Source organism: Litorivivens sp., assembly GCF_041625495.1.
GTDB lineage: Bacteria > Pseudomonadota > Gammaproteobacteria > Pseudomonadales > Spongiibacteraceae > Litorivivens.
Window position 1 is genome coordinate 1 of record NZ_JBFJTH010000160.1, and the last position, 8,588, is coordinate 8,588.

The 8,588-nt window shown below is 52.3% G+C and carries 4 protein-coding genes; 2 read left to right on the top strand and 2 right to left on the bottom strand.

Annotated features, from left to right (window positions below):
- Positions 1-194: 194 nt before the first annotated feature.
- Positions 195-1,880, bottom strand: coding sequence for an FAD-binding protein (locus tag ABYP39_RS15250; RefSeq protein ID WP_372783393.1), 1,686 nt, complete (start codon positions 1,878-1,880; stop codon positions 195-197).
- 428 nt (positions 1,881-2,308) lie between these two features.
- Here ABYP39_RS15250 and ABYP39_RS15255 point away from each other — a divergent pair, with 428 nt between their 5' ends.
- Positions 2,309-4,192 (top strand): DUF3604 domain-containing protein, encoded by a 1,884-nt coding sequence (locus ABYP39_RS15255; protein ID WP_372783395.1) that lies wholly within the window; start codon positions 2,309-2,311, stop codon positions 4,190-4,192.
- 12 nt (positions 4,193-4,204) lie between these two features.
- On the opposite strand, the gene pbpG is transcribed toward ABYP39_RS15255, so the two are convergent.
- Positions 4,205-5,110, bottom strand: a complete 906-nt coding sequence (gene pbpG / locus ABYP39_RS15260) for a D-alanyl-D-alanine endopeptidase (RefSeq protein ID WP_372749214.1) — start codon at positions 5,108-5,110, stop codon at positions 4,205-4,207.
- A gap of 289 nt (positions 5,111-5,399) precedes the next feature.
- Here pbpG and ABYP39_RS15265 point away from each other — a divergent pair.
- The coding region (locus ABYP39_RS15265) for a transglycosylase domain-containing protein (protein ID WP_372783396.1) at positions 5,400-8,588 on the top strand (3,189 nt) is incomplete at its 3' end.

An 8,588-nucleotide genomic window follows, 5' to 3' on the forward strand; every position in this document is an offset into this window, starting at 1 on the left:
CAACCCGTTTTTTTTGAGGGGAATTGTGGTCTGGCTATAGCCTTGTGTTTGAAGGTCTGTGTTTTTTATGTATTGTTGCTATTTAGGTAGTATCAAACAAGAGCCGAATAACAACGATTTCGACGCAGGCTGGTTCTGGGCAGCAATTCGCTGGCTGTCCAGAATCGAATGCCGTAATCGGATGGTGTTAATCGTTACGACTCGCTCATTTCACTGGCTGCGTGTTCAGCGGCTACAAAACCGAAGGTCATAGCTGGCCCAAGGGTCGCGCCCGCGCCAGGATAGCAGCGGCCGGTCACAGAGGCTGCGGTATTGCCAATAGCGTAGAGCCCGGTGATAGGGGCACCTTCGGTATTCAATACTTGAGCCTTATCATTAGTCAATAAGCCCCCTTTCGTGCCTATATCGCCCGGATAGACTTCCATTGCGTAGAACGGGCCTTCCTCTATTGGAGCCAGGCATGGGTTTGGTGAGATACGAACATCGCCGTAGAGTAAGTCGTAGGCATTTTCGCCTCGATGAAAGTCTTCGTCTTTGCCATTGGCGGCAAACTGATTAAAGCGATCGACTGTCTTTCGCAAGCCGGACTTGTCAATTCCAATGGTGCTAGCCAGCTCTTCGATATCGCGAGCTTTGGTTAATATCTGTTTAAACCGCGGTGGTTGCATCCAGTTCAGATGCATGGTGTCTGGCAACAGGGGGCCAAAGGGGTACTCGCGTTTATAGCGGCTGTCGAAAATGACGTAAGCCGGAGTATTCCCCTCTTTCTGCATCGCCTGCACGGCTGTTGTGTAGGCTACGGATTCGTTGAAAAAACGCTTCCCTGCCCGGTTTACCATAATGCTGCCCGGCATGGAGCGCTCGGTAAATAGCTGGCGGGAACGGTCTTCGCCCGGCAGTGTGATGCTAGGCCCCCACCAGGCTTCGTCCATCAGGTGAGTCGCCGCACCGATTTCCAGTCCGGCGAGCAGCATATCCCCGGTATTGGCCGGGCTGGCAGATGACCAGTTGGCGTTCGTGGGTTTTGGCAGATATTTCTCGCGCAGTGCCTGGTTGTGTTCAAAACCGCCGCTACCCAATATTGTGGCCTTGGCGTTTACCTTGACCAGCTGGTTATTGCGTTCTATGAGTGCTCCACTTACTTTGCCGTTTTCAACCAGTATTTTTTTGGCTGGGCTATTGAGCCAAAGCGGAACATTTTTATCCATCAACGAGCGACGCAGGCGCCCTATCAAGGCATTTCCCATGGTGAGGCGTCGCGATTTACGGGATTTGAGTCGCCCCGGTATATCGGCAAAGTATTCAAAGGCAAGCTTCAGTACCAATTTGAACCAACCCGGTGACTTACTAAGCAATATTGCACCTTCGATATTGGTGTAGCCCATCATGCCCATGACTTTCGTCTGTACATGATTATCTTGTAGGTTCAGGAAATCGTCGCCGAGCGCTTTTGCACTATATGGAAGCGGGTCGATCGAGCGGCCGCCAGGGGCCGCGCCCTCTAGTTCCTGGTAGTAATCGGCGTAGTGCTCCATCGCCATGTAGCGCACGTGGCTGTTCTTTTCTAGCCACTGCAGCATCTTTGGTGCGTTGTCGATGAAGGCCTCAATGTTCTCGGGTGTGACGTCATTCCCACATAGTTCTCGCAGGTAAGTGAGCGCCTTTTCGCGAGAGTCATCAATTCCGACCGAAGACATCAGGTGGTTGCAGGGAATCCACAACCCTCCGCCAGAGGTAGCGGAGGTGCCGCCGTATTTACTCGACTTTTCCACAATCAAGACACTAAGACCTGCATGGGCGGCACGCAACGCGGCTGTCATGGCTCCTGCGCCAGAGCCAATAACGAGAAGATCGACGGATTCAATCATTTTTTCTGTCATGTGATGTCCGATAATGGTGAAGAACCTGCATTTCGGGATTGGCTGTCGTCCACAACGCTGCAATAGCACATTGGCGCTCAGGGCAGCTGGCTGCGAAAAACATTTCCCGTGAAATGTTACTAGTTTTACCACGGGCATAGTGCTGGCACAAGTTCATATGGGGTTTACAGTGATTCAGCCTACGCCGGAAAGATTAATATTTGGTATACAATGTTGGAATGCCTTCGATTGGCAAGATCCTCACGGTTTTAACGACGATGTAATGCCGATTTCAGTCGGTCTTTTCTATACTTCACTAAATACGGTATAGGCGCCGCTAGCCTCCGAGCGTCATAATTGCTTGGCTGTGGTAAAGCCCGGCCTGTGATCGAGTAGATCAGACTTTGTACCATGCGGTGCTGGGCCTAATAATTCTAAGAGAGCTTCATATGAGAAAATGTCACCGCTGCTTTATCTTTATTTTTCTACTCGCCAGCCTGGCGGCTTGTGGCGCGGTAGATGACCCCAGTTTATTTCCCGAATATCGAGAGCCCGCGCAACTCGCCGAGGTAGAGCTTCCTCAAACACAGCAAAATTCAGATCGTAATCTCTATTTTGGCGACTTGCATATTCATACCGGATTATCCACCGATGCATACGTGATGGGCGTGCGGTCGCGACCAGACGACGCGTACCGTTTTGCTAAAGGCCACACTTTGCAGCACGCGGCGGGATACCCCATTCAGATCGCCAGGCCTCTGGATTTCGCAGCAGTAACTGATCACTCTGAGTATCTGGGGCAGGCAATGGCTGAACGGGTAGATATGCCAACGTCTCGCAAGTCACTTCGCCAGATATTGCTCGACGGCAATCCTTTGAGTATTACGTGGGCTTGGCTAAAAACGACCTTAACTATTCGATCGAATGGATTTGGGGCCGGGATGGATCAACTGAATGTAGCGACTAACCGCTCGGCCTGGCAGGAGACTATCGATGCGGCTGAGCGCCACTACCAACCTCAACGCTTCACTACGTTTGTAGGGTATGAATGGTCCGCTTCGGTCGGTGATATCGCGACCCATATTCACCGTAACGTGATTTATCGCGGAAGCGACGTGTCGGATCTGCCATTCAGCTCTATTGATAGTTCCCGCCCTGAGGATCTTTGGGAGTTCCTGAAGAAGGAAGAAGCTAAGGGTAACGTAGCGATCGCGATACCGCATAATGCAAATGTTAGTCGTGGGAACATGTATCCCACCCAAGACAGTAACGGCAACAAGCTGAATAAAAACTACGCCGACTTGCGTACACATTTTGAACCAGTAAGCGAAATCCTGCAGATCAAGGGAGCGTCTGAAACACATCCGCTGCTGTCTCCTCTCGATGAATTTGCCGAATACGGGGTTGCGCAAATGCAGCCGGGCGAAAAAACCTCACTGCAAACGGTAACCGGTAGTTACTTGCGGGACGCGTTGCGAAAGGGCTTGGTGTTTTCTCGCCAGGAGGGCTTTAACCCCTATCGCATTGGTGTGATAGGAGCTAGCGACAGTCACAACGCGAGTTCACCTGCAGATGAGAATGATTACACTGGGAAATTGCCAATGATGGACGGTAGTGCGGGGTTGCGCACGGGTAAGGCTTTGCTGCTGCCAGATGGCGTAAACCCTGTGACCAGCTGGTCATCCGGGGGCTTGGCGGGTGTTTGGGCGTTGGAAAATACGCGCGAAGCTTTGTTTGATGCATTGCGGCGACGAGAAACATACGCAACCTCGGGTCCGCGGATAAAACTTCGGATGTTTGGCGGTTGGCATTTCAAGCGGTCGTTGCTGGATGACCCGTCGTGGGTCACTTCGGCTTACGAAATGGGCGTTCCCATGGGTAGTCTGCTACCGCCGCATACCGGCCCAACTCCACCCACTTTTGTCGTGGCAGCATTGAAGGACGAGCTGGGAGCAAACCTGGATAGAATTCAGATCGTAAAGGGCTGGGTTGACGAGAACGGAAGTAGCCACGAAAAGATTTTTGATATTGCCGCTGCGAGTAGAAAAGCGGACACCGGATCGATTGGCAAACTTCCGCCAATCGGCTCTACGGTTGACCTGGCATCGGCAAGCTACAAAAACACCATTGGCGCCTCGAGTTTGACCGGGTTTTGGCGGGACCCGGAATTTGACCCCACGCAGAATGCCTTTTATTACGCCCGGGTACTTGAAATACCTACCCCACGCTGGTCAACGTATGATGCGGTTAGGCTGGGGATACCCCCTATGCAGCCAGCCGTGATTCAAGAGCGTGCGATTAGCTCGTCCATTTGGTATTCGCCAGCGAACTAATGCTGATAATGGCTATATCTCACTCACCTTTCGTTGGTGGTATGCCTTTGCGGCTGGGGGTACATGCATGCCGCGCCCCGTTTCTAGCCATTGCTTAATTCGGCTTGCGTCGCCCACTGGCGACCGTTTTCCAAAAGAATCTAGCAATACCACGGCCAGCGGGCGGTCATTGATATTGGTTAACATCACCAAACAGCGCCCGGCTACGTTAATGAATCCGGTCTTTGTAAGCTGAATATTCCAATGTTCATTGAGTACCAGCGGGTTGGTATTGTAAAACGCCAGTGTGTAGCTCGGTTTTTTGAATTGTATGTCTTTTTTCGGCGTTGTGCTGAGCTGGTTAATGAGGGGATAGCGGGCCGCAGCTTGTACCAACAAGGTTAGGTCTCGCGCGGTGGAGACATTGCGCTCAGAAAGCCCGGTGGGTTCGACAAAGCGCGTGTTTTTCATGCCCAGGCTCGCCGCTTTAGCGTTCATTTTGGTGATGAAAGCAGCGTATCCGCCGCTGTGATGATGGGCTAGCGACGCGGTAGCTCGGTTTTCTGATGACATTAACGCCAGGAGTAAGAGCGTGCGTCGGGAGGCGACACTGCCAATACGTAGGCGTGAAAACACATTGTTGAGTTCGCTTGTCTGGTCAATTTTGACCGAAATCATTTCGTCGAGTGGATCGCCCTCATCCAGCACGATCATCGCTGTCATTAGCTTGGTAATGGATGCAATGGCTACGACCGTATCGGGATTGAAAGCGTAGATCACCTCATTGGTTTGAGTGTCTACAACCATGGCTTTAACCGAAGCCAGCTCTAATAGCGACGGGTCACGTGCAGGCGGTGTACTTGGAATTGCGAGCACTGTAGTGGGTATGCCAGAGCCAAGGGCCAGGCTGATTATAATAATAAGGAGTCGGGAGTTCACACGTTATACTCTGCTGCTGGACGCGTTTAACACTGCAACTAGCTACTTTTGCGAAAGCGATTCTAGTATAATTTCGCGCCAGAAAGAGCAGGTAAAAGCCCTCTCCGCCAAAATATTTTTCTAGAGAGCGTCAGCTCAGACCGCGCCTCTTATCCCCAGACCTTCACGGCGAAGCCTTAGCGACCCCCCGAAGGCCTCTTGGGCACACTTTCAACTTTATTCCGGTTATCTCGTGGCAAAAAATCCTTACGGTCAAACCAAGCAACGCAACAGGAAATTCGAAGACCCTGTGAATTCCGCTTGCCATCCAGCAGCTAACCCTCCCAAACGGCTTAGGGCTCGGTGGATTGCACTGCTGTTAATCGCCCTGCCCTTTGCCCTTCTTATAGCCATCGTGTACGAAGCGGAGACATCCACGCTACAAGCCCGCTGGCTGACACGCTTTGCCAGTACCTTAAGTTATAAAGTTGAACCAGGGCCAACCGACGCCGTGCTCTATCCCCATGAGGGGCCATTTGACGACCGCTTGGGATACATCCGCTTGCCGCGAATGATTGGGAGGTTACAAGATGGCGGGGGCATGCGGGTTGAAGAACAGGCTGTCTTCTCGCCGGCGTTACTGCGTTATGCCCAGTCCGGGTTGTTTCCGCCATTCCGCGAAAAATCACGTGCCGGTCTGACAATCATCGATGAGCAACAGCAAGCCCTGTTTCAGTATAGATATCCGCGACGTGGTTATGATGACTTCGAACAAATACCCAATCCGGTGACACAGTCATTACTGTATATCGAAAACCGATATTTGCTTAAAGAAAAACACACTCAAGCAAACCCGGTGGTCGATTGGGGGCGTTTCCTAAAGGCGGCGATATTCAAGGTGGGTGACGCGATGAACGTCGATACACCCGCTGCCGGTGGAAGTACACTAGCGACACAGATTGAAAAGTTTCGCCACTCAGAGGATGGCCTTACTACGTCGATCTCCGAGAAGCTCCGTCAGATAGCTTCCGCCAGTGTTCGAGTGTATCAGCAGGGAATAGATACCTATCCCGCCAGACGCCAATTGGTGCTGGATTATCTCAATACGGTACCACTCGCGGCGGCTCCCGGCTTTGGCGAGGTCAATGGTCTGGGAGACGGACTGCATGTTTGGTTTGGTGCTGACTTTGATCGAACGAATGATCTGCTGATGTCTGTCGACCCGGAGTCGGAGGTGCTTGAGGGGCAAGGTTTGGCGTTGCGTCAGGTGATGGCGCTAATGATAGCCCAACGCCGCCCCACATATTACTTGCTTCAGAACCGGGACGACTTGAACCAGCTTACCGATGCCCACTTGCGATTGCTCGGTCGCAAGGGTGTGATTGGACTCGAACTTATGGAAGATGCCCTGGCCCAGCCATTGGTCTTTCGGAATTTTCGAATGGCACCGGCCGCGCAGGTCAACGAGACCAACAAAGGGGCGAACGCAATTCGTAACCGCTTGGTATCCCAGCTCGGCATACCTCTCTACGCACTAGATCGTTTGGATCTGAATGTCTTTACAACCCTGGATAAAGACCTACAGCAAAAGATTACCGCGCATTTGCGCAATCTGCGCGACGAGTCGGTTGCACGACAAAATGGCCTTGTTGGGGAATACCTGCTGCGACCTGGACAGAGCACAGAGCTGCGGTACAGCTTTACCCTGTTTGAGCGTTCAGGGGATCGCAACCGGGTGCGCGTACAGACCGATAACACAGATATACCCTTCGATATAAATGAAGGTAGTAAACTGGAATTAGGCTCTACCGCTAAACTTCGGGTGCTTGCTACCTATCTGGAGGTTATAGCCGAACTGCATCAGCGCTTTGCCGGTGCAGCTACCGAGCAATTGATGTTAATGAGAGATCCCGGCCGCGACGCACTGTCGCGCTGGGTACTAGAGCAGTTGATTGCAACGCCTGAACTGAGCTTGTCGTCGCTTTTGGAGGGCGCTCTTGAGCGGCGTTATTCTGCGAGTCCGGCGGAAGGATTTTTTACCGGCGGCGGACGCCATACTTTCGGCAACTTCAAACCTGAAGACAATGCGCGGGCGCCCACGGTCCGCGAAGCATTGCAGGATTCAGTCAACCTGCCTTTTGTCCGAATGCTTCGCGATATAGCCAATTACATCACTTATTTGCAATGGAATGATGTAGATCGGGTGCTTAAAGACGACAGCGACACTCGTCGCAAAGAAATGCTGACGCGATTTATCGACCGGGAAGGTTCGGTCTTTCTTTGGCGCTTCTGGGTAAAGTATCAGGGTAAGCCTAGTCAGGAACGCCTGGATACCTTTCTTGCCGGTATTCAGCCGACGCCGGTCCGCTTGTCAGTCGTGTATCGATACCTGTTTCCAGAAGGCAGCGCGACGGATCTGGCAGCCTTTCTGAGTGAACGTATGCCGCAGACCGACGTATCGGATGCGCAAGTTGAGCGCCTGTACAAACAGTATTCGGCGGATGCCTATAGCCTGCAAGATCAGGGTTATCTGGCCAAGGTGCATCCTCTAGAGCTTTGGCTGCTGGGTTATCTTGAGAATAATGAGGGGGCAACCTTTAAGACCCTGCTGGACGAAAGCAAGGAACAACGGCAGCAAGTATATAATTGGCTAATGCGTACCAAGGCCAAGAATGCTCGAGACAGCCGAGTACGTACCATGTTGGAACTGGAGGCGTTTACAGAAATCCATCGACGCTGGAAGCAGTTGGGTTATCCCTTCGATCAATTAGTACCGTCATTGGCGAGTGCGCTGGGAAGTTCAGGTGACAGGCCTGCAGCGCTGGCGGAACTGATGGGTATTATTCTCAATGATGGCAAGCGCTTGCCGACTTATCGGGTCAATAGGCTGCAGTTCGCCGAGGACACTCCTTACGAAGTGAGCCTGACCTATGTTCCTCCGACGCCAACCCAAGTAATGAGGCCGGAAGTTGCTCATGCTTTAAAAGTTGCGTTGGCCGACGTAGTCAACAAGGGCACTGGCCGACGTTTGCAGGGCGTATTTCGTCATATCGATGGAACGGCCCGCGTCTCAGGCGGTAAAACCGGTACCGGTGATAATCGCCTGGTGACAACGTCCGCCGGGGTAAAGCATAAATCCCGCGCGCTAAGCCGCACCGCCACGCTGGTGTTCTATATTGGTGATAACCACTTCGGCACGCTGACGGCCTTTGTGCCCGGCAGTGAAGCAAAGGATTTCAAATTCACATCAGCTTTGCCGGCTCAGGTATTAAAGGGCTTAGCGCCGATTCTTGAACCGTATCTTCAAAAGCCGGAGTTTGAGCAGGCAGCACAGGCAAAGATCGAACCGGAACAAGTCAAACCGGACCAAGTCAAACCGGAACAAGTCGAACAGGAACGAGTCGAACAGGAACGAGTCGAACAGGAACGAGTCGAACAGGAACGAGTCGAACAGGAACGAGTCGAACAGGAACGAGTCGAACAGGAACAAGTCGAACAG

Bases quoted from the DNA above. Each gene is read 5' to 3' on its own strand.
- ABYP39_RS15250 (WP_372783393.1), bottom strand. From the start codon at position 1,880: ATGACAGAAAAAATGATTGAATCCGTCGATCTTCTCGTTATTGGCTCT.
- ABYP39_RS15255 (WP_372783395.1), top strand. From the start codon at position 2,309: ATGAGAAAATGTCACCGCTGCTTTATCTTTATTTTTCTACTCGCCAGC.